Below are 18499 nucleotides of genomic sequence, written 5' to 3' on the forward strand. Positions count from 1 at the left end.
GACGCCCGCTGCGCAGCAGCGGATCGGGTCCGTGCGAGGCGAACATTCGCGCCGGACGGCGCGCGTGATGCGGCTCGTCTCGCCTACTCGCCGTGCGGCGACGAACGATGCGGCTCCAGACCCGTCGCTGCCTCGCAACGACGGGCCGGCATGCACGCCGCGGCGCGCCGTCAGCCGCCGCGGGCCTGCCGGCGCTTGCGCAGATAGCGGCGCAACAGCCACAACAGCGGCAGCAGCGCCAGGGTCAGCGGCAGCAACACCGCAATGGCGCGGATCAGAAACGCGACCACCGCCGCCACGATGCCTCCGAAATCGCGGAACGCTTCGCCGATTTCGCTGCGGCTGGCCTGGCTTCGGGTGGTTTCGAAATCGAAGGTGACCAGCTGGGTCGAGATCCGCCGCTGCTGCTGCGCCGCTTCCTGCTGCGCCGCCTGCAACTGCGCCTCGAGCTCGGCGATGCGGCTGGACAGGGTCAACACGTCGGCGATCTTGAGGTCCTGGCGCTGCTGGAATTCCAACAGCCGCGCATGCTCCTTCTGCAACCGATCGCGCAGCATGGCGTTGTCGCGCACCGCCGTGGCCAGGTCGTCGGCCTGGATACTGCGGTCGCCGATTTCCTCGCCCTTGCCGGCCAGCGCCACCAGCGGTTCGACCCCGGCCGGCACGACCCGCACCTGCAGCATCGCGCTGGGGAAATCGCCGCCGCTCTGGCTCATCTCCAACACGGCGCAGGCGCCGAACTTGCCCGCGTTGCACGCGGCCTGCACCGCCTGCGCCTGGGTCGCGATGCGCTCGCCGGGCAGGCGCACCTGCACCCGATGTTCGTAGGCCAGCAGCACGCCGAGGTCGGCCTTGTCGGCGCTGCCGCCTTCCGCCGGCGGCGCCGCCGGCGCGGCGACCGATGCGGCGGCGCCGTCGGCGGCCGCCTCGCTGTTGTGTTTGGCGCAGCCCGCCGCGCCCGCCAAGGTCCCTGCCACCAGCGCGGCGGCCAACAGCCGCTTCGCGAATCCATACGCCATATCCGTTCTCCTTGCCTTTGTCCGTGATCCGTTCGGCCCCGGCACTATGCCATCGCCGCCGGCGGACGCGGGCTCGCCCGACGCCGCCGTTGTCGTGGATACATCAACGCAGGCCGAAGCGGAACGGGGTTGGGACGCTGCGCTGGATCTTCCCGCGGCCATGCCCGCGCAGTCGGGGCTCCAGAGACTTCATGGCGATGCCTGGACGAAACACCGCAGCTCGGCTGCGCGGGCACGACGAGTCGCGACGGGACGCAGGGGGTTAAGCGGCTTTCCCCCTGCATCCCGGTGTCCGCGGCTCGCCGCGCAGGCTTCAGAACTTGTGCTTGAACCCCACCGTCACGAACCGTCCCAGCGCGTCGTACTGGCTGATGTCGTACGGCAGCGCGCCGCCGGCCGGGTCGAACGGCGGGTCCTTGTCGGCCAGGTTCTGCACCGACAGATACACCGTGGTGTCGCGCAGGCCCTCGTAGCCCAGGTACAGGTCGAACTGGTGGTGGTCGTCGACCTCGCCGTCCAGGCCGGGGTTGCTGCGCGCGTCCACCACCTGCTGGCGATAGCCGCCGATGTAGCGCCACGACAACTGCGCGGTCCAGTCGCCGCGGCCGTAGTTCAGCGAGGTGATGCCGCGCCACTTGGGCAGCGCGCCGAAACGGTTGCCGCCGGCGCCTTCCAGCGCCCCCTGCCCGGCCACCTGCGGCTGCTCGTAGCTGAGCAGGCGGGTCCACGCGCCGTCCAGAGTCCAGGCCGCATCGCCGGCGCGCCAGACCTTGCGGCCTTCGATGTCGAAACCGGTGGTGGTCAGGGTGCCTTGGTTGGCGTAGCGGTTCTCGACCAGTTGCAGACGGCCCTGGGCGTCGCGGGTGATCCGGCCGGGGTTGAGCTGCGGATTGGAGACCACGTACTGCACGCTGTCCGGCGCGATCAGATCGTCCTGGCGGATCCGGTACAGGTCCACGCCGAGGCTGGTATCGGCATCCGGCGACCACAGCAGGCCCAGATTGATGTTGCTGGAACGCTCGGCCTTCAGGTCCGGATTGCCGGCGCGCAGGATGGTCACCCCGCGCGAGGCGCCGGGCTGCACCGGATCGAAGGGATCGATCACGCTGCCGTAGCTGATCGTGGTGCTCTGGGCGATTTCCGGCAGCGACGGCGCGCGGAACCCGCGCGAGGCGTTGAAGCGCACCAGGACATCGTCGCCGACCTGCCAACGCAGGCCGAGCTTGGGCGAGAACGCGCTGCCGAAGTCGCTGTAGTGGTCGCCGCGGCCGGCCAACTGCACCTCCAACGACTGCCAAGGCTTGAGGCTGAGTTCGAAGAACGCCGCCGAGACCCGGCGGTCGCCGTCGATCAGGTTGATCGCCGGGCGCAGTTCGGTGCCCGACAACACCTGCGGGCTGGTGCGCGCGTCCTGGGCCTCGTTGCGGAACTCCACGCCGGCGGCGACGCCGACGTCGCCGGCGCGCCACTGCAACGGGAAGCCGGAGATCTTGCCGTTGAGCGTGCTCAGACGGTAGGTGCCCGGACGCCGGGTCGACAGGCGCAGCGCCTCCAGCGCGCCCGGAGTGCGCGCGGGGTCGAGGAAGTCGTAGCTGCCGTCGCGCAAAACCCGCTCGAACGCATAGCGGTTGAGGAAGTTGCGCACGTACTCGTGCTGGCGGCTTTCCGAATGGCTGGCGGCGACGTCCCAGTCCCAGGTCTCACCCTTGCCGCGCAGGCCGACCAGCACCCGCGAGAACTCGGACTCGTTGATCTTGTAGCGCGCGCCGAGGTCCAGGAAGGAATACTCGAACGGCGTCGGCGTCGCATACGGATTGTTCGGATGGCCGACCGGCAACACCGCCGGGATGTCGACCAGGCGGCCGGTGCTGCGGTCGTAGGCGCGCAGGCCGGCGCCCACCGTCATCGGCGCGCTGAAGTAGGTACCGTTGTGGCTGGTGCTGTACAGCGCCTCGGCGAAGCCTTGCAGCGAATCGTTGAACCACACGTCGCCGGCGAGCAGCGCCTGGTAGCGCTCCACATCCGGCACCAGGGTGCGGAACGGCTGGGTATTGAAGGCGCAGGCGTTGCCCGGCAGCGGGCTGCCGAAGTCGCTGTACGGCCGCGACTGGGTACCGGACTGGCACGGGAACGCGACCGGCGCGCGCGGGTTGCGCAGGTACGCACCGCCCTGGGTCGACCAGCCGGCCAGGCGCCCGCCGGGTTGATCGCGGTAGTCGCCGTCGCGGGTCAGGTCGCGTTCGTCGGCATCGAGCCGGCCGCGCTGGAACACGTCGAGGCTGAAACGCAGGCTGTAGCGGTCGGTCGCCGGATCGCCATGGCCGGCGCGCAGGCCGATGCGGTGCTGATCGATACCGCCTTCGGTGGCCGCGCCGTAAGCCGCGTCGACTTCGATGCCTTCGATCTTGCGGCGCAGGATCAGATTGACCACGCCGGCGATGGCATCGGAGCCATACAGCGCCGAGGCGCCGTCCTTGAGGATTTCCACCCGCTCGATCGCGCCCAACGGCAACGCGTTGAGGTCGACGAAATTGTCCTGGGTGTTCTGGGCGAAACCGTAGGACGCGACGCGATAGCCGTTGACCAGCACCAGGGTGTTCTTCTGGCTCAGGCCGCGCAGCGACACGCCGGCCGAACCGTTGGCGAAGCTGCCGGTGTACTGCTCGTTGAAGCTGTTGCCGCTGTTGACGGTCAGGCTGCGCAGCAGGTCGGAGACGGTGACCTTGCCGCTCTTCTCGATCTGCGCGCGGTCCAGCACCAGCACCGGATTGACCCCGGCCTCGTCGCTGCGCTTGAGGTTGGACCCGGTGACCTGGACCGCGTCCAGGGTCACGCCGGGTTCGGCATCCGGTTGCGGCGCGGCCTCCGCGGCCAGGGCCAGCGGCGCGGCCAGCGCCAGGGACAGCGCGAGGGCGAGTCGTCGGTAACGCACGCCGGCGCGGGAAGCATCGAAAACGAAAGACATGGGCGGATTCCTGAGTCGAAGGGAAGAGGCGAAACGAAGGCGAACAAAGGCCCGACCGGAACGGCGTGCAGCCGTCCGCGCTGCGCGGTGCGCAGCGGGGTCACGTTGGGGAGGGGGACGACGCGATGCGGAGCGACCGCAAGACCGCGCACCGTTCCGGAGCGGGCGAAATCGGCGGCAGGTTCAGCCCGTCAGGGCATCACCCGCCGACTACAGATCTGACCCAGACACGCCCGACCAAAACGCGTTTGACCAAGGCACGCAGGAGGGATGCGCAGATGCCGCGTGCGGGGCGCAAACCAGGCGGCGGATGCTGACGGCGAAGGCGGAAGACGAAACTCGGCGGACATGAGGCGAACGAACCAGGACGACGACCGGGGGCGCGAACACCGCTGCGCGCAGCAGCCGGGTCGCTGACGAAGGAAGGGACGGGCCGCGTATCAACAGCGACACATCGAGCGACGACACGCGCGCATTCGGCGCGGTGCGGCGTTCGGTCGGCGGGTCGGGGCGGCTGCGTTCACGGGAGCGGTCTGCGTGGGATTCGAATGTCGCCGCGGCGGCGGCGAGAGATATGTTGCATCGCGATAAAGCGACGTCAAACCGCACCACGCCGGAATGGGCGATTTTTTCGCCACGTCGGGCCGCCGCCGGCCGCTCGCAGCCAGCGCCCTGGCCGGCGACGCCGCGCGAGCCGTGCCGCTACGGAGTGCGGAAAGCCCCGCCGTTGCGGGCTTTCGGCGGGCGGGACGGCACGTGAACCATGGCCGCGAGCACCGCATGTAGACATTACCGATGCTCATGACGCCGCCGCCGGCAATGACGCCGAAACCCGACTCCGGGCACGGTAAGTGCGCCGGGAGCGTCGTTCCGCCGCATGCCGACCCGGGCGACCGGCCGTGCCGGAGTCGGCCGCCGCCGGTGCCGACGACGCCGCCCGCGCATGCCTCGCGCGCCCCATCGCCATGGAGAGGCGGCCAGACCAGCGCCGCGGGAGGCCGCGCCCCCACGAATGACCCATGCGAGGGCCGGCGGCTTGGCCTATCCTCCGCGCATCGCGGCGACCGCCGCCTGCCACGACCCGATATGGACATGCGTCTGCGCCCCTCCCCCACCCCGTTCGCCTCCGCCCCGCGTCCGCTCGCGTTCGGCCTGCTCGCACCGGCCCTGCTCGCCCTGGCCCTGTCCGGCTGCGGTCCGCGCGACACCGCCGAGCCCGCGGCCGGCACCGCCCCGGCGGCCGCGATCGCCAAGGCCGGCGCTTCCGACCCGGCCGCCGACACCGCCTTCGCCGCGCTGTCCAAGCGCTGGCTGGACGAGGTCATGCGGCTCAACCCGGTCAGCGCCACCCAGATCGGCGACCACCGATTCGACAGCGAGGTCGACGATCTCAGCGCCGCCGGCCGCCAGCGCCAGCTCGACTTCAACCGCAAGCTGCTGGCCGAGCTGGACGCCATCGACGCCGCCAAGCTGTCGCGCGAGAACCAGGTCGACGCGGCGATCCTGCGCAACCGTCTGGAATCGGAAGTGTGGTCGCTGCAGACCCTGCAGAGCTGGGCCTGGGACCCGATGATCTACAACGGCCTGGCCGGCGATGCGATCTACAACCTGATGGCGCGCGAGTTCGCGCCGATGCCGCAGCGGTTGAAGTCGGCGACCGCGCGCATGGAGAAGATCCCGCAGATCTTCGCCCAGGCCCGCGCCAACCTCGACCCGGCGCGGGTGCCGAAGATCCACGCCGAGACCGTGTCCAAGCAGAACGCGGGCGTGCTCAGCCTGATCGACACCTTCATCGCACCCAACGCCGGCCAGCTCAAGGGCGCCGAGCGCAAACGCCTGGACGCGGCGGTCGCCGGGCTGCGCAAGGCGGTGGCCGAACAGCAGGACTGGCTCGACAAGACCCTGGTGCCGAACGCCAAGGGCAATTTCCGCATCGGCCAGACCCTGTACGACGAAAAGCTGAAGTTCTCGCTCAACGCCTCGCTGTCGCGCGCCGAGATCAAGCAGCGCGCCCAGGCCGAACTGGCGCGGGTGCGCGAGGAGATGTACGCCATCGCCCAGCGCGAGCTCAAGGACAAGCCCGGCGCGCCCGCGCTGCCGGACAAGCCGACGCCCGAGCAGCAGCAGAAGGCGATCGAGGCGGCGCTGGAACTGGCCTACGCCGACAAGCCGGCGCGCGACAAGGTGGTCGACTTCGCCAAGCAGACCACCGCCGACGCCACCGCCTTCACCCGCGCCAAGAACCTGGTCACCGTGCCGGACGCGCCGGTCAAGATCATCCTGATGCCGGAGTTCCAGCGCGGCGTGGCGCTGGCGTACTGCGACTCGCCGGGCCCGCTCGACAAGGGCCTGGACACCTATTACGCGATCTCGCCGATTCCCGACGACTGGAACGCGCAGCAGGTCGACTCGTTCCTGCGCGAGTACAACTCGCGCATGGTCCACCTGCTGTCGATCCACGAAGCGATGCCGGGCCACTACCTGGAAGGCGCGCACTCGGCCAAGGCGCCCTCGACCCTGCGCGCGGTGCTGCGTTCGGGCGTGTTCGCCGAAGGCTGGGCGGTCTACACCGAGGACATGATGGCCGACGCCGGCTACCTGGACGGCGACCCGCTGTTCCGCCTGGTCCAGCTCAAGTTCTACCTGCGCAGCATCGGCAACGCCATCCTCGACCAGGGCGTGCAAGTCGAGGACTGGAGCCGCGAGCAGGCGATGGAATTCATGACCCGGCAAACCTTCCAGCAGGAACGCGAGGCGGCCGGCAAATGGGTGCGCGCGCAGCTGACCTCGGCCCAGCTGCCGACCTACTTCGTCGGCGCGCAGGAGCACTTCGACATGCGCAAGGCGGTGCAGGCCAAGCTCGGCGACAAGTTCGAGCAGAAGGCCTATCACGACCAGGTGCTGTCCTACGGCGCGCCGCCGGTGCGCTTCGTGCGCCAGCTGATGCTGGACGAACCGATCCGCTGAACCGGCGCCGTTCCATCCGCCGCCGCGCTTTGTGCCGGCGGCGATGGTTCCGGCGCGCCGCTTGCGCTAGCCTCCTAGCCGCCCCGCCGGGCGGCGCCGACGCACGGTCCGCGCCGCCGCCGCGGGCATGCTACCGTCGTGCCGAGAGGAAGGCCGCCCCGCGGCCGCTGCCATGATCGCGAACCCGAACCCGCCCGCCGCCGACATCGCCGCCGAACCCGGCGCGGTACGGCGACAGGTACGCCGCCGGCGCGGCGATCGCTGCGAAGACGGCCTCGACGCAATCGCCGCCGAAGTGCCGGTGAGCCTGATCTACAACGACGCGCCGTTCGCGGTGATGATGGCCACCCCGGCCGACCTGGAAGATTTCGCCCGCGGCTTCTCGCTCAGCGAAGCCATCGTCGCCGATCCCGCCGAGCTGCGTATCGAGGCCGTCGCCCACGGCCTGGACGGCGCGCAACTGCGCCTGCGCATTCCCGAGCCGCGCGCGCAGGCCCTGGCTCACCGCCGGCGCAGCCTGGAAGGACGCAGCGGCTGCGGCGTGTGCGGCAGCGAAAGCGTGGACGCGGTGTTGCGCACGCCGCCGCAGGTCGGCGCCGGCGCGGCGATCGCCGGTGCCGCCCTCGCCCGCGCCTTGCGCGAGCTGCGCGCGCAACAGCCGCTCAATGCGCTGACCGGCGCCACCCACGCCGCGGCCTGGGCCGGACACGACGGCCGCGTCGCGCTGGTGCGCGAGGACGTCGGCCGGCACAACGCGCTGGACAAGCTGATCGGCGCCCTCGCCGCGGCCGGCGTCGATCCGTCGCAAGGCTTCGCCGTGGTCACCAGCCGCGCCAGCTACGAGATGGCGATGAAGGCCGCGCAAGCCGGCATTCCGCTGCTGGCGGCGATGTCGGCGCCGACCGCGCTGGCGATCGCCCTGGCCGACAGCGCGCGGCTGACCCTGATCGGCTTCGCCCGCGACGACGGCTATGCCGTCTACACCCATCCCCGGCGCCTGCTCGACGACGCGCGCGCCGATGCCGACGCCACCGGAACGCCGCCATGAGCAAGAAAACCATCCGTCCCTACGACGGCCCCGCCGGCGGCTGGGGCGCGCTGCGCAGCGTCGCCCGGCATCTGCTCGAACAGCAGGTGCCCGTGCACGGCGCCCGCACTCTGCTCGCCGCCAACCAGCCCGACGGCTTCGACTGCCCCGGCTGCGCCTGGCCCGACCGCGACCACACCTCGACCTTCGAGTTCTGCGAGAACGGCGCCAAGGCGGTGGCTGCCGAAGCGACCCGGCACCGCGCCACGCCGGACCTGTTCGCCCGTCACACCGTGGCCGAGCTGGCGCAGTACAGCGATCATTGGCTGGAGAATCAGGGCCGGCTGACCCATCCGATGCGCTGGGACTCGCCCAGCGACAAGTATCTGCCGATCGGCTGGGACGAGGCCTTCGCCCGCATCGGCGCGCAGCTTGCGGCGCTGGATTCGCCCGACCGCGCGCTGTTCTACACCTCCGGCCGCTGCAGCAACGAGGCCGCGTTCCTGTACCAGTTGTTCGTGCGCGAATTCGGCACCAACAATTTCCCCGATTGTTCCAACATGTGCCACGAGCCGTCGGGCACGGCGATGAAGGCCCAGCTCGGCGTCGGCAAGGGCACGGTGCAACTGCGCGACTTCGAACTCGCCGATGCGATCTTCATCTTCGGCCAGAACCCGGGCACCAACCATCCGCGCATGCTCGGCGAGCTGCGCCGCGCGGCCCAGCGCGGTGCGGCGATCGTGTCCTTCAACCCGCTGCGCGAACGCGGCCTGGAACGTTTCGCCGATCCGCAGGACAAACGGGAGATGCTGCACAACGGCTCGACCCGGATCTCCTCGGACTATTTCCAGCTGCGCATCGGCGGCGACCTGGCCGCGGCCAAGGGCATCGCCAAGCGCGTGCTGGAACTCGATGCCCAGGCGCAGCGCGACGGCGGCGAACGCAGGATCGATCCGGACTTCATCGCCGAACACACCCAGGGCTTCGAGGCCTTCGCCGCCGACGTCGCCGCCGAGTCCTGGGAAACGATCTGCGCCGAATCCGGACTGAGCCGGGCCGAACTGGAGCGCGCCGGCGATATCTACGCCGGCGCCGGCAGCGCGATCTTCTGCTGGGGCATGGGCATCACCCAGCACAAGCATTCGGTCGCGACCATCCAGATGCTGTGCAATCTGCTGCTGATGCGCGGCAATCTCGGCCGTCCCGGCGCCGGCGCCTGTCCGGTGCGCGGGCACAGCAACGTGCAGGGCGACCGCACCATGGGCATCTACGAAAAGCCCTCGTCCGCGTTCTTGGACCGCTTGCAGCAGGTGTTCGGCTTCGAGCCGCCGCGGGCGCCCGGCCACGACACCGTCGGTGCCATCCAGGCCATGCTCGACGGCCGCTGCACGGCCTTCTTCGGCCTCGGCGGCAACTTCGCCACCGCCACGCCCGACACCGAAGCGACCCATCGGGCACTGCGCCGCTGCGAGCTGACCGTGCACGTGACCACCAAGCTCAACCGCAGCCACCTGGTGCACGGGCGCGACGCCTACATCCTGCCCTGCCTGGGCCGCACCGAGATCGACCTGCAGGACAACGGCCCGCAGGCGGTCACGGTCGAAGATTCGATGAGCATGGTCCACCTGTCCGCCGGCATCAACGCGCCGGCCGATCCGATGCTGTTGTCGGAGCCGGCGATCGTCGCGCGCCTGGCCGAAGCCACCCTGGGCGCGCGCAGCAAGCTGCCGTGGCGCTGGCTGGTCGGCGACTACGACCGCATCCGCGACCTGATCGCGCAGGTGTTCGACGAGTTCGGCGACTTCAACCGGCGGGTGCGCGTGCCGGGCGGGTTCCACCTGCCCAACGCCGCCGCCGAACGGCGCTGGCTCAATCCCGAGGCCAAGGCCTTGTTCAAGGCGCATGCGGTGCCGACCGATCTGCCGGTGCACCGCGCCCGGGCGGCGCAGGCGCAACCGGTATTCAACCTGGCCACGACCCGTTCGCACGACCAGTACAACACCACCATCTACGGTTTGAACGACCGCTACCGCGGCGTGTTCGGCGAACGGCGGGTGGTGTTCATCCACCGCGACGACATCGCCATGCTCGGTCTGCAGGCCGGCGATTGGGTCGATCTGGAAAGCCTGGGCGAGGACGGCGTACAACGCATCGCCCGACGTTTCCTGTTGGTCGAGTACGACATTCCGCGCGGCTGTCTGGCCGCCTATTACCCGGAGACCAATGCCCTGGTGCCGTTGTCGAGCTTCGCCGACGAAGCGCGTACGCCGACATCGAAATCGATCCCGGTCGTCGTCCATCCGCACCGGCGGGCGACGGACGCGGGGCTGCAATCGGCACGGGATATCGGCCATGTCCGGGTGGACTGAAGGCAGCCCCACGCAGCGCCTGCTCGCCGCGCTCGCGGCCGAGCCCGGCGGAGTCTCGCTGCCGCGCCTGTGCAAGCGCCTGGGCCTGCGCATGAGCGTGCTGCTGCGGGAACTGGCCTGGATCGGCGAAGACCCCATCGGCGAACACCCGGGCCTGGGTTGGGTACGCATCGAAGTGCGCAGCGACGCGCGCGGCGAAACCCGCGTCGCCGTGCTGACCGAGCTCGGCCGCGCCCGTCTGGCGGACGGGTAGCCGCCGACGCCTGCCTGTAGGAGCGGCGCAAGCCGCGACCACCGCAGCGACGGACGCGAGCGCGACCGGCCGAAGCCGCGGGACTGGACATCGCGAATCGAACCGCGGCCGGACGAACCGTGTTTTCTACAGCGCCGTGGTATGACGTCGCTTGGCCGGTCGCGGCTTACGCCGCTCCTACGGGAGGGAATCGCGCCGCTCGCCTCAGAACTCGCGGCCGTTGATCGGCACGATCTTGATCCGGCTCAGGTCGATCCCGTCGAGGCAGCGCACGTTGATCGCCGTCATCGGCGAACCGTCGGGCATCTTGCCTTCGCTGAACGGCGAAATGCCGCAGCTCGCGCAGAAGTGGTGGTCGATCGCGTTCTTGTTGAAGCGATAAGTGCCCAGGTCGGCCGAGTCGGTGGTCAGCTCGAACGCCGCGCGCGGCACGAACCAGAGCAGGCCGCCGCGCTTGAGGCACATCGAACAATTGCAGTCCATCGCCTGCTCGATCTCGCCTTCGACCGTGTAGGCGATCTTGCCGCAATGGCAGCCGCCGGTGTACGTCGTCATCTGCGCTCTCTCCCGAGCCATCGAAGACGCGAGAATAACGCCGCCGCGCTATGCTCGTCGCCTGACGTTCGTCATCCGCGGGGCCGCCCGCGCCGCTCGGCCAGGAGCATGTTCATGGACCCCATCTGCGGCAGCACCATCATTCCTTCGTTGCGCTACCGGGACGCGCCGGCCGCCATCGAATGGCTGTGCCGCGCCTTCGGTTTCGAGAAACACGCCGTCTATGCCGACGGCGACATCGTCCACCATGCCCAGCTGACCTACGGGCCGGGCATGATCATGCTCGGCTCGGTGGTCGAGGACGAAAACAACGAATGGGCCCGGCGCATCGTCCAACCCGATGAGATCGGCGGGCGCGAAACTCAGGCCTGTTCGGTCATCATCGCCGATGCCGACGAGCACTATGCCCGCGCCCGCGCGGCCGGCGCCCGGATCGTGGCCGATATCGCCGATCAGGACTTCGGCGGACGCGCCTACACCTGCCGCGACCTCGAAGGCCGGCTATGGTGGTTCGGCACTTACAATCCCTGGAACCCATGAACCGCAAACGCTCCGCTACCGCCCCGGCCGACGATCTGTTCGCTGCGCCCGCTCCGGCCAAGACGGCCGCATCCGCCGACGACTTCGGCCCGGGACCGGGCGCCGTCGACGGCATCCGCGTCGGCATCGGCGGCTGGACCTTCGCGCCATGGCGCAACAACTTCTACCCGGACAAGCTGGTGCAGCGGCGCGAACTGGAATACGCCAGCCGCCGGCTCAGCAGCATCGAGATCAACGGCACCTTCTACAGCGCGCAGAAACCGGCGACCTACGCCAAATGGGCGGCGGAAACGCCGGCGCATTTCGTGTTCTCGCTCAAGGCGCCCGGGCGCATCACCCAGTCCGGCGCCCTCGCCCGCGCCGGCAGCGGCGCGCGCGCCTTCATCGACGGCGGGCTGAGCGAATTCGGCGCGCGCCTGGGGCCGATCTTGTGGCAGTTGGCGCCGAGCCGGCGGTTCGATCCCGACGATCTGGCGCCGTTCCTCGACGCGCTGCCGCGCGAGCTCGACGGCCGCGCGCTCAAGCACGTGCTGGAGGTGCGCCATCCCAGCTTCCTCGATCCGGCCTATCTGGCCCTGGCGCGCGAACGGCGCATCGCCACGGTGTTCACCGACTCCGACGAGTATCCCTCGCTGGCCGACCTCACCGGCGATTTCGTCTACGCACGGCTGATGCGCTCGCGCGCCGCCGTCGACACCGGCTACCCCGACGACGAGCTGCAGGCCTGGACCGAGCGCGCCCGCCTTTGGGCGCGCGGCGGCGACTGCGTCGACCTGCCCCACGTCGGCGCCGCGCAGGCCGGCACGGCCCCGCGCGAGGTCTTCGTCTACTTCATCAGCGCCGCCAAGGCGCGCAATCCGGCGGCGGCGATGCGGCTGATCGAGAGAGTCGGGACGTGAGCTGAAACGGGAGCGGGACGACGAGCAGCAGCGGCGTTCGCCCCGGTCCGCTGCTCGCGCCTGGCCGCCGCCTCCCCGCTGCGTTCAGTACGCCACGGTGAACCGCCGCCGCGAATGCGCCGGCTGCTCCAGTTCGTCGATCATCGCCAGCGCGTAGTCCTGCACCGAGATCGTGCTTTCGCCCTGTTCGTCGACCAGCAATTGATCGCCGCCGAGGCGGAAGCGGCCGGTGCGTTCGCCCGGCACCAGATGCGCGGCCGGCGACAGGAAACTCCAATCCAGTTCGCGCTCTTCGCGCAGGTCGCGCAACACGCGGCGCATCGCTTCGGCGCCGCCGCGCCACTGCTCGGGGAATCCGGGCTGGTCGAGCAATTCCTGGCCCGGCGCGACTTCCAGGCTGCCGGCGCCGCCGACCACCAGCAGGCGCGGCACGCCGGCCTGCTTGGTCCCGGCGACGATCTGGGCGTAGCCGGCGACGGTATCGGCTTCCAGGTTCGGGTTGCTCCAGCCGCCGACGTTGAGCGAAGCGATCACCGCATCGGCGCCGCGGACCAGCCCGGCGAGCGCGGACGGGTCGCCGCCGTCGACGATGCCGGCGCGCGCGGTCAGGCCGTCGTGGGCCGGCAGCGCGGACGGGTCGCGGGCGACCGCGGTCACCCGGTGGCCGCGCTGCAGGGCTTCTTCGAGCAAGGCGCGGCCGACATAGCCGGTGGCGCCGATCAGGACGATGTTCATGGGGCTCCGTCTGAGCGAGTGGGGACGGAACCTAGTCTGCCCACTAACAGACACGACGATAATCGGCTGGTTTAGACTAGGACCATGAAGCTGGACTTCACGATAGATCGACTCAAACGCATGGCGGTATTCGCCCGCGTGGTCGAACTGGGCTCGATGAGCGCCGCCGCGCGCGAGCTGGACATGACCCCGTCGGCGGTCAGCCAGCAACTGCGCCAGCTCGAGGCCGAGACCGGAGTGGTGCTGTTGCACCGTTCGACCCGCAAGCTCACCACCACCGAGGTCGGCCAGGCCTACTACGAAGATTGCGCGGCCATGCTGCAGGCCGCCCGCGCCGCCGACGGCCGGCTCGGCGATCTGCGCGACGAGCCGCGCGGCGAACTGCGCATCGCGGTGCCGATCGGCTTCGCCGCGCACTTGGCGCAGGCGCTGGCGCCGTTGATGCACGCCCACCCGGCGCTGTCGCTGCGGGTGTTCGCCGACGATCGCCAGATCGACTTGATCGCCGAGCGCATCGATCTGGCGATCCGCATCGGCCGGCTCGCCGATTCCAATCTGGTCGCACGGCGCATGGCCGAATGGCGGCATCTGCTGGTCGCCGCGCCCGCGTACGCGCGCGTCCGCGGGCTGCCGCGTACGCCGGCGGAACTGGCCCGGCACGAGACGATCATCCTCAGCGTCATCAACCGGCCCGAGTATGTCGACCTGCACCGCCCCGGCGAGCCGGCGCAGCGAGTGCGGGTCGGCGGCCGCATCGTCAGCAACAATTCGCGCACGGTATTGCAGATGATGTTGCAGGGCCTGGGCATCGTCCGCCTGCCCGAACCCGACGCGCTGCCGCTGTTGGCCGACGGCCGCGCCGTGCCGGTATTGCCGGAGTGGTCGCTGCCGTCGCTGGGCGTGTACGCGGTCACCGCGCAACGCGATTCGCAGCCGGCCAAGGTGCGCCAGGCGATCGCCGCGCTGCAGGCTTACCTCAACGCGCACACGCCCTCGTCCCTGGCCGGTGCCTGAGTCCGGACGTTGCCGGGCTCAGCCCGGCAACGTCGCCAGCGCGCGCACCGGAAAGGTGCCCATGCCTTTCACCTTCGGCGGCACCGCGCTGAAACGGAAGCCCTGGTCCGGCACCGCGGCCAGGTTGCGCAGGTGCTCGACGATCAAGATCCCGGCGCCGAGCAGCACGCTGTGCACCGGCCGCGCCTTGCCGCGGGTGTCGTCGATGTTCATCGAATCGATGCCGACCAGCTTGACCCCGCAATCGCGCAGCCACAGCGCCGCCGCTTCGGTCAGGAAGGGGTGGCCGTCGGCGTAGGCCGGCGTGGCGAAGTGACGGTCCCAACCGGTATGCACCAGCACCGCGCGACCGCGCAATTCCAGGTCGCGGAAGCGTTCGACATCGATCGCCTGCACGCCCGCCGGCACCCGCACCACGATCGCGTCGAGGTCGGCGCAGTCTTCCGGGCCGATCTGCGACAAGTCCTTGCCGTCGGCGTAGCGGTGCGAGGGGCAATCGATGTAAGTGCCGGTATTGGCGACCATGTCGATGCGGCCGATCTGGAACTCGGTGCCCGCTTCGTAGATCTCGCGCGAGCGCTCGCGGCTGAGGTAGTCGCAGACGTGCGCGGCGGGCAGGCCGGGATAGGTCACCAGCCCGTCCTCGATAGTGTGGCTGAGGTCGACGTAGCGCAGCCGGCCGCTGTCGAGCGCGGCGTCCTTGCGCTTGTGCGCCTCGACGATGATGCGCTTGTTGAGGATACGCGCCGGTCCGACCATCAGAAGACGCAGGTCGCGCACGATGTAGTCGATCAACTCGGCGTCGCCGATGTCGTCGCCGTCGATGTCGAGGCGGAAACCCTGGCCTTGGAGGCCGCCGCCGTTGCTGAACTCGATTTCGAAGTCGAACTGGACGCGGTGCTGGAGAGGGGTCAAGGCGAGAGGTCCGGGATTGGGGATTGGGGATTGGGGATTGGGAGCCGGGAGCCGGGAGTCGGGAGTCGGGAGTCGGGAGTCGGGAGTCGGGAGTCGGGAGTCGCGAAAGGCTAAAGCGGGGAGCCTGGTTTTTGCGCGCCATCCACGCGCGGGCGGGGATGCGTGGCTCCCGCGATACGACGCTGCAATCTTTGGATGCCTGCTTTCGCAAGAACGGCGATGTCGGGAGTTCGCCGTGACCGGCGCCGGCGGGAGATCGCCGCGCGCACTCTTTCGCCGTTGTCGCCGGCCGCGCGCCTACTTCGGCGCGCGCTGGCTCAACGCTACGCTGCCGAGGATCAGCACGGCCGCCGCCAGCATGGTCGCGGTCAGCGGTTCGCCGAGCAGCATCCAGCCCCAGGCGACGCCGAACAGCGGCACCAGGTAGGTCACCGCGACCGCACGGCCGGCGCCGATGCGCTGGATCAGGCGGTAGTACATGACGAAGGCGATGCCGGTGCAGAGCACGCCGAGCAGGGCCGCCGACAGCCAGGACTTGGCCGGGATCGCGTGGGTCGGCCATTGCGCGAGGGCGAACGGCAGGGTCAGCAGGGCCGACGTGCCCAGGGTCGCCGCGGCGACCGCGGCGGCCGGCAGGCCGGTCAGCTGGCGCCGCACCAGGTTGGCGCCGATGCCGTACAAAAAGGCCGCGGTGCAGCCGGCGGCCACCGCCCAGCCGATGCTGGCGCCGGCGGTCTTGCCGCTGGCCAGCACCACCACGCCGGCGAAGCCGGCCAGCAGCGCGATCGCGCGTTGCACGCCGATCTTCTCGCCGAAGAACAAGAACCCGACCAGGGCGGTGAACAACACCGCCATCGAATTGGTGATCGCGCCGATCCCGGCCGGCGCACGCTGCGCGGCCCAGGCGAACAACACGAACGGCACCGCCGAATTGATCAGGCCGATCATGGCCAGCTTGGCCCAGATCCCGGCGCCGCGGAACGACTCGCGCGCCTTCCACAGGAACGGCAGCAGGATCAGCGCCCCCAGGCCCAGGCGCATCTCGACCAGCGGCAGCGCGCCGAAGTCCTTGGCGGCCACGCGCATGAACAGGAACGAGCCGCCCCAGATCGCGCCGAGCACGGTCAGTTCCAACGGCGTGCGCCAGCCGGCGCGTGCGGAATCGGTGACGGCGACGGCCGAAGAGGCGGAGCCGTCGGGAGTCACGCTGGCGGCGAGTTCGGGGGAACGCATGCGCTAAGTCCTCGGAAACGGCGGCCGCGCGATGCGGACGCCTGCGGGGGAATACGGCCGCGCACGGCCTCGCGGCGGCGCGGTGGGTGCGGCGACCAGGCGCGTCGTCGCGCGATACGGGCGACCGGCGCCGGTGCTGGCGCGCTCGGCGCAGGCCCCGAGCGCAGTATCGGCGCGCGGATCGCCCGCGGATATCCGCAACCGGACGAATGGCCCCGGGTCGGGGGCGGCGCCGGCCGGTCGCGCGAACGTCCGCATCGGACGTGCCAATCAAATGTCCCGATCAGGGGGCCCGATCAGACGTCCGGATCAAACGTCCAAAATCGCCAGCGTGCCGCGGCTGCCCGGCGCCACCGCATGGGCCACGCCCGCAGGCACCACGTACAACTGTCCGGCGCCGACTTCGACGATCTCCTCGCCGATGCTCAGGCGCATCGATCCGTCGAGCACCAGCAGGCCCTCGGCGAAATCGTGGGTCTCTTCCTCGTAGGCGCCGGCGTCCATGCGCAACAACTTGAAATTGGCGTTGCCGAAGCGGCCGACCACGGTCGAGCGCCAGGCGGCGGGCAATTCGGCGGAGGTCGCAAGCAGGTCGATGAGGCTCATGTGCAGGCACTGGATGGCGGGTCGCTCGGGCCGCGACGACAATCTGGCTTTTCCCTGGGGCTTATTCTCGCTGGCCCGTAATCCGATGCAAGCGCATACTTTCGCTTCCAGCCACAAACCATATTTGAGGCTCCGATGGCATTGCGCGCGGACTGGCTGCCGGCCCTGGCGGCGTTCGAGGCGGCGGCGCGGCACCAGAATTTCGCCCACGCCGCCGAGGAACTGCATCTGACCGCCAGCGCGGTCAGCCATCACGTGCGCAAGTTGGAAAGCCGGCTCGGTGTCAGCCTGTTCCAGCGCCACGCCCGCGGCGTGGCGCTGACCGCGCAGGGCCGCCAGCTCGCCGACGCCGCCGGCACCGCGCTGGCCGATGTCGACGGGGTGCTGCGCAGCCTGCGCCTAGCCCGCGACGACCGCGACCGGGTCCGCATCACCACCCTGCACTCGCTGACCTACACCTGGCTGCTGCCGCGCCTGCCCGAGTTCACCCGCGCCCATCCGCAGATCCAGCTCAGCCTGGACACCGAGATCGCCCTGGCCCGGTTCGACGACGGCGGCCCCGACCTGGGCATCCGCCACGGCGCCGGCCACTGGCCTGGGTTGACCGCGCACCCGCTGATGGACGACAGCCTGTTCCCGGTCGCCTCGCCGCGCATGCCCGGGATCGAACGCGTGCGCACGCCGGCGCAGATCGCCGAGCTGCCGCTGATCGCCGACCATGCGCGCCAGGGCTGGCACGACTGGTTCCGCGCCGCCGACGTGCACGGCTGCAAGCTCGAAGAACGCTACACCTTCAGCGATACCACCGACGCGATGATGGCGGCCGCGCAAGGCCTGGGCGTGGCGCTGGCGCGGGCGCAGATCGCCGTGCCCTATCTGCGCTCGGGCCAGTTGCAGCGCCTGCCCGGACCGGCGATGCCGGCGCGCTGGGGCTACTACGCGATCTACCCCGCCCACCGCCGCCTGCGTCCGGCGGCCAAGACCTTCCTCGACTGGCTGCTGGCGGTCGACAAGGGCGACCCGCCGCCGGTCTGAGCGCCTGCAAGAGGCAGGAGCGGCGCGAGCCGCGACCACGGGACGCGCAGAGGCCCCAAGACCATCGCCACCGATCGAAGCCCGAACCCTTCGCCCGTAGGAGCGGCGTCAGCCGCGACCACGGGACGCGCAGAAGCCCCAAGACCATCGCCACCGATCGAAACCCGAACCCTTCGCCTGTAGGAGCGGCGCGAGCCGCGACCACGGGACGCGCAGAGGCCCCATGGCCATCGCCACCGATCGAAGCCCGAGCCCTTCGCCTGTAGGAGCGGCGTCAGCCGCGACCACGGGACGCGCAGAGGCCCATGGCCACCGCCACCGATCGAAACCCGAACCCTTCGCCTGTAGGAGCGGCGTCAGCCGCGAC

The 18499-nt window shown here is 70.2% G+C and carries 15 protein-coding genes; 8 read left to right on the plus strand and 7 right to left on the minus strand.

The window, feature by feature from the left end:
- Nucleotides 1-170 precede the first annotated feature (170 nt).
- Both TX83_RS14385 and TX83_RS14390 read right to left on the minus strand, forming a co-directional pair.
- Nucleotides 171-1019: a DUF4349 domain-containing protein gene (locus TX83_RS14385; RefSeq protein ID WP_064748655.1), complete on the minus strand. Its 849-nt coding sequence runs from the start codon at nucleotides 1017-1019 to the stop codon at nucleotides 171-173.
- 313 nt (nucleotides 1020-1332) lie between these two features.
- Nucleotides 1333-3984, minus strand: coding sequence for a TonB-dependent receptor (locus TX83_RS14390; protein WP_064748656.1), 2652 nt, complete (start codon nucleotides 3982-3984; stop codon nucleotides 1333-1335).
- Nucleotides 3985-5076: 1092 nt separating this feature from the next.
- Here TX83_RS14390 and TX83_RS14395 point away from each other — a divergent pair.
- The 4 genes from TX83_RS14395 (at nucleotide 5077) to TX83_RS14410 (ending at nucleotide 10600) form a co-directional block, all read left to right on the plus strand.
- The gene (locus tag TX83_RS14395; protein WP_064748670.1) at nucleotides 5077-6951 is read left to right on the plus strand and encodes a DUF885 domain-containing protein; all 1875 of its coding nucleotides are present in this window, start codon (nucleotides 5077-5079) and stop codon (nucleotides 6949-6951) included.
- 172 nt (nucleotides 6952-7123) lie between these two features.
- Complete coding sequence (fdhD, locus tag TX83_RS14400; RefSeq protein WP_064748657.1) at nucleotides 7124-7999, plus strand: formate dehydrogenase accessory sulfurtransferase FdhD; 876 nt, start codon at nucleotides 7124-7126, stop codon at nucleotides 7997-7999.
- Nucleotides 7996-10347 carry an FdhF/YdeP family oxidoreductase gene (locus TX83_RS14405; RefSeq protein ID WP_064748658.1) on the plus strand — a complete coding sequence of 784 codons (2352 nt, stop codon included), beginning with the start codon at nucleotides 7996-7998 and terminating at the stop codon, nucleotides 10345-10347. Before fdhD ends, TX83_RS14405 begins: the two co-directional genes overlap by 4 nt.
- The gene (locus TX83_RS14410; protein ID WP_064748659.1) at nucleotides 10331-10600 is read left to right on the plus strand and encodes a hypothetical protein; all 270 of its coding nucleotides are present in this window, start codon (nucleotides 10331-10333) and stop codon (nucleotides 10598-10600) included. The genes TX83_RS14405 and TX83_RS14410 overlap by 17 nt, the downstream gene beginning before the upstream one ends.
- 204 nt (nucleotides 10601-10804) lie before the next feature.
- Here the strand turns inward: TX83_RS14410 and TX83_RS14415 are convergent, their stop codons facing one another.
- Nucleotides 10805-11155 (minus strand): GFA family protein, encoded by a 351-nt coding sequence (locus TX83_RS14415; RefSeq protein WP_064748660.1) that lies wholly within the window; start codon nucleotides 11153-11155, stop codon nucleotides 10805-10807.
- Between the two features lie 114 nt (nucleotides 11156-11269).
- Here TX83_RS14415 and TX83_RS14420 point away from each other — a divergent pair, with 114 nt between their 5' ends.
- Entirely contained in the window at nucleotides 11270-11695 is a 426-nt protein-coding gene (locus TX83_RS14420; RefSeq protein ID WP_064748671.1) for a VOC family protein, read from the plus strand.
- On the plus strand, nucleotides 11692-12594 hold the full coding sequence (locus tag TX83_RS14425) for a DUF72 domain-containing protein (protein ID WP_079248238.1): 903 nt from the start codon (nucleotides 11692-11694) through the stop codon (nucleotides 12592-12594). Before TX83_RS14420 ends, TX83_RS14425 begins: the two co-directional genes overlap by 4 nt.
- 84 nt (nucleotides 12595-12678) lie before the next feature.
- Here the strand turns inward: TX83_RS14425 and TX83_RS14430 are convergent, their stop codons facing one another.
- A complete protein-coding gene (locus TX83_RS14430; RefSeq protein WP_064748661.1) occupies nucleotides 12679-13329 on the minus strand; it encodes an NAD(P)-dependent oxidoreductase in 651 nt (216 codons plus the stop codon).
- A 120-nt stretch (nucleotides 13330-13449) separates the two neighbouring features.
- Between TX83_RS14430 and TX83_RS14435 the strand changes: the two genes are divergently transcribed.
- Nucleotides 13450-14343, plus strand: coding sequence for a LysR family transcriptional regulator (locus tag TX83_RS14435; RefSeq protein WP_222423770.1), 894 nt, complete (start codon nucleotides 13450-13452; stop codon nucleotides 14341-14343).
- An 18-nt stretch (nucleotides 14344-14361) separates the two neighbouring features.
- On the opposite strand, the gene TX83_RS14440 is transcribed toward TX83_RS14435, so the two are convergent.
- From TX83_RS14440 to TX83_RS14450, 3 genes are all read right to left on the minus strand, one after another.
- On the minus strand, nucleotides 14362-15258 hold the full coding sequence (locus TX83_RS14440; RefSeq protein WP_064748662.1) for a cyclase family protein: 897 nt from the start codon (nucleotides 15256-15258) through the stop codon (nucleotides 14362-14364).
- Between the two features lie 297 nt (nucleotides 15259-15555).
- Nucleotides 15556-16491, minus strand: coding sequence for a DMT family transporter (locus tag TX83_RS14445; RefSeq protein WP_079248239.1), 936 nt, complete (start codon nucleotides 16489-16491; stop codon nucleotides 15556-15558).
- A gap of 309 nt (nucleotides 16492-16800) precedes the next feature.
- On the minus strand, nucleotides 16801-17097 hold the full coding sequence (locus tag TX83_RS14450; protein ID WP_064748663.1) for a cupin domain-containing protein: 297 nt from the start codon (nucleotides 17095-17097) through the stop codon (nucleotides 16801-16803).
- A gap of 135 nt (nucleotides 17098-17232) precedes the next feature.
- Here TX83_RS14450 and TX83_RS14455 point away from each other — a divergent pair, with 135 nt between their 5' ends.
- Complete coding sequence (locus TX83_RS14455) at nucleotides 17233-18132, plus strand: LysR substrate-binding domain-containing protein (protein WP_064748664.1); 900 nt, start codon at nucleotides 17233-17235, stop codon at nucleotides 18130-18132.
- Nucleotides 18133-18499: the final 367 nt, after the last annotated feature.

Origin of the sequence: Lysobacter antibioticus HS124 (genome assembly GCF_000336385.2) — a bacterium.
GTDB classification, from domain to species: Bacteria; Pseudomonadota; Gammaproteobacteria; order Xanthomonadales; family Xanthomonadaceae; genus Lysobacter; species Lysobacter firmicutimachus.

What these genes read in the sequence shown, in the direction of transcription:
- TX83_RS14445 (WP_079248239.1), bottom strand. Translation starts at nt 16,491, where the DNA reads ATGCGTTCCCCCGAACTCGCCGCCAGCGTGACTCCCGACGGCTCCGCC.
- TX83_RS14450 (WP_064748663.1), bottom strand. Translation starts at nt 17,097, where the DNA reads ATGAGCCTCATCGACCTGCTTGCGACCTCCGCCGAATTGCCCGCCGCC.
- TX83_RS14455 (WP_064748664.1), top strand. Translation starts at nt 17,233, where the DNA reads ATGGCATTGCGCGCGGACTGGCTGCCGGCCCTGGCGGCGTTCGAGGCG.
- TX83_RS14430 (WP_064748661.1), bottom strand. Translation starts at nt 13,329, where the DNA reads ATGAACATCGTCCTGATCGGCGCCACCGGCTATGTCGGCCGCGCCTTG.
- TX83_RS14405 (WP_064748658.1), top strand. Translation starts at nt 7,996, where the DNA reads ATGAGCAAGAAAACCATCCGTCCCTACGACGGCCCCGCCGGCGGCTGG.
- TX83_RS14385 (WP_064748655.1), bottom strand. Translation starts at nt 1,019, where the DNA reads ATGGCGTATGGATTCGCGAAGCGGCTGTTGGCCGCCGCGCTGGTGGCA.
- TX83_RS14420 (WP_064748671.1), top strand. Translation starts at nt 11,270, where the DNA reads ATGGACCCCATCTGCGGCAGCACCATCATTCCTTCGTTGCGCTACCGG.
- TX83_RS14410 (WP_064748659.1), top strand. Translation starts at nt 10,331, where the DNA reads ATGTCCGGGTGGACTGAAGGCAGCCCCACGCAGCGCCTGCTCGCCGCG.
- TX83_RS14395 (WP_064748670.1), top strand. Translation starts at nt 5,077, where the DNA reads ATGCGTCTGCGCCCCTCCCCCACCCCGTTCGCCTCCGCCCCGCGTCCG.
- fdhD (WP_064748657.1), top strand. Translation starts at nt 7,124, where the DNA reads ATGATCGCGAACCCGAACCCGCCCGCCGCCGACATCGCCGCCGAACCC.
- TX83_RS14435 (WP_222423770.1), top strand. Translation starts at nt 13,450, where the DNA reads ATGGCGGTATTCGCCCGCGTGGTCGAACTGGGCTCGATGAGCGCCGCC.
- TX83_RS14425 (WP_079248238.1), top strand. Translation starts at nt 11,692, where the DNA reads ATGAACCGCAAACGCTCCGCTACCGCCCCGGCCGACGATCTGTTCGCT.
- TX83_RS14390 (WP_064748656.1), bottom strand. Translation starts at nt 3,984, where the DNA reads ATGTCTTTCGTTTTCGATGCTTCCCGCGCCGGCGTGCGTTACCGACGA.
- TX83_RS14415 (WP_064748660.1), bottom strand. Translation starts at nt 11,155, where the DNA reads ATGACGACGTACACCGGCGGCTGCCATTGCGGCAAGATCGCCTACACG.